A 1149-nucleotide genomic window follows, 5' to 3' on the forward strand; every position below is an offset into this window, starting at 1 on the left:
GCGGGCGGTTCAACCCGATCGACTGGTACGCCCTGCGGGACGGCCGGATCGTCGCCTACGTCGAGCTGAAGACGCGGAGCCACGGCCCCGACGCCTTCCCGACCGTCTTCCTGAACCAGCGCAAGTGGCTCGCCCTCACGATGAGCTTCGTCTACACCGCCGTCCCCTCGATCTTCGCCGTGCGGTTCGCCGGCGACGAGGTCCGCTGGATCGAGGTCGACCGCATCGACGCCCGCCGCCTCGAGATCGCCGGCTGTCGGCAGCTCGTGAAAGCGAGGACCGACCGCGAGCCGGTGATCCACGTCCCGATCGCCGAGATGCACGTCCTCAAGACTCGGAGGGAATCCGCGTGAACGAGCCCCGAACGCACGCCGACGTCGACCGCCTCGTGGACGCCGCGATATGCCTGTGCCACGCCAGGCTCGAATCGGCGACGGCCCACGATCGCCGGATCATCCTGCGGGCGCTTGCCTCGGCCGTCGAGACCCCGTACCAGGCCGGCGACGACGACACCGCCGTCCTGATGGCCCTGGCGACGATCGCCGCGCTGTCCGGCCAGGCCGGCACCGCGGCCGACGCCCTGGCGACCGCCACCAACCCGCCCGCGAGCGTGTACGCGGGCCGCGCCGCCCTGAGGGCCGCCCCTTCCAACAACTGACGGAGGACCGCCGATGTCGACCGCGACCGAAGCCCCGCCGTCGCCGCCCACCGCGAGGCAGCTGGAAATCCTGGCGTTCCTCGTCGCCTACCGCGACGCGAACGGCGTCCTGCCGACCGTCCGCGAGATCGGCGAGGCGTTGGCCATCAAGAGCCCGAACGGGGTGATGTGCCACCTGAAGGCCCTCGCGAAGAAGGGCCTCCTGAAGCGACCCCGCGACGGCCGGTCCCGCTCGTGGGTGCCGGTGACGATCTGCCGCGAAGTGGGGTGCTGCCCGACGTGCGGGCGGCCCCGAGAGACCGAGACCGCCGTGACGGAGTGACCGGCGGATTTACCAGGGACGCGAAGCGAGGGCTGGCCGATGGCGACGATGCTGAAGGTGGACGCGAAGGATGCGGCTTCGGCCTGCGAGTTGACTATGAACCAGGCCGCCGCGCTCGGCGGCGTGCGACCCTGGACCGTCGCGAAGTGGCTCGACGCGGGGCTGATCA

General features: G+C 71.2%; 3 protein-coding genes. All 3 read left to right on the forward strand.

Annotation, left to right across the window (positions count from 1 at the left end; translation table 11 throughout):
* On the forward strand, positions 1–353 hold a 353-nt coding region (locus tag G6O68_RS31840), incomplete at its 5' end, for a hypothetical protein (protein ID WP_165253784.1).
* The gene (locus tag G6O68_RS31845) at positions 350–658 is read left to right on the forward strand and encodes a hypothetical protein (protein WP_165253786.1); all 309 of its coding nucleotides are present in this window, start codon (positions 350–352) and stop codon (positions 656–658) included. The genes G6O68_RS31840 and G6O68_RS31845, both read left to right, overlap by 4 nt.
* A 13-nt stretch (positions 659–671) precedes the next feature.
* Positions 672–980 carry a LexA family protein gene (locus G6O68_RS32615; RefSeq protein ID WP_206108295.1) on the forward strand — a complete coding sequence of 103 codons (309 nt, stop codon included), beginning with the start codon at positions 672–674 and terminating at the stop codon, positions 978–980.
* Positions 981–1149: the final 169 nt, after the last annotated feature.

The sequence above is a fragment of the Paludisphaera soli genome (assembly GCF_011064595.1).
Lineage (GTDB): Bacteria > Planctomycetota > Planctomycetia > Isosphaerales > Isosphaeraceae > Paludisphaera > Paludisphaera soli.

What these genes read in the sequence shown, in the direction of transcription:
- G6O68_RS32615 (WP_206108295.1), top strand. Translation starts at nt 672, where the DNA reads ATGTCGACCGCGACCGAAGCCCCGCCGTCGCCGCCCACCGCGAGGCAG.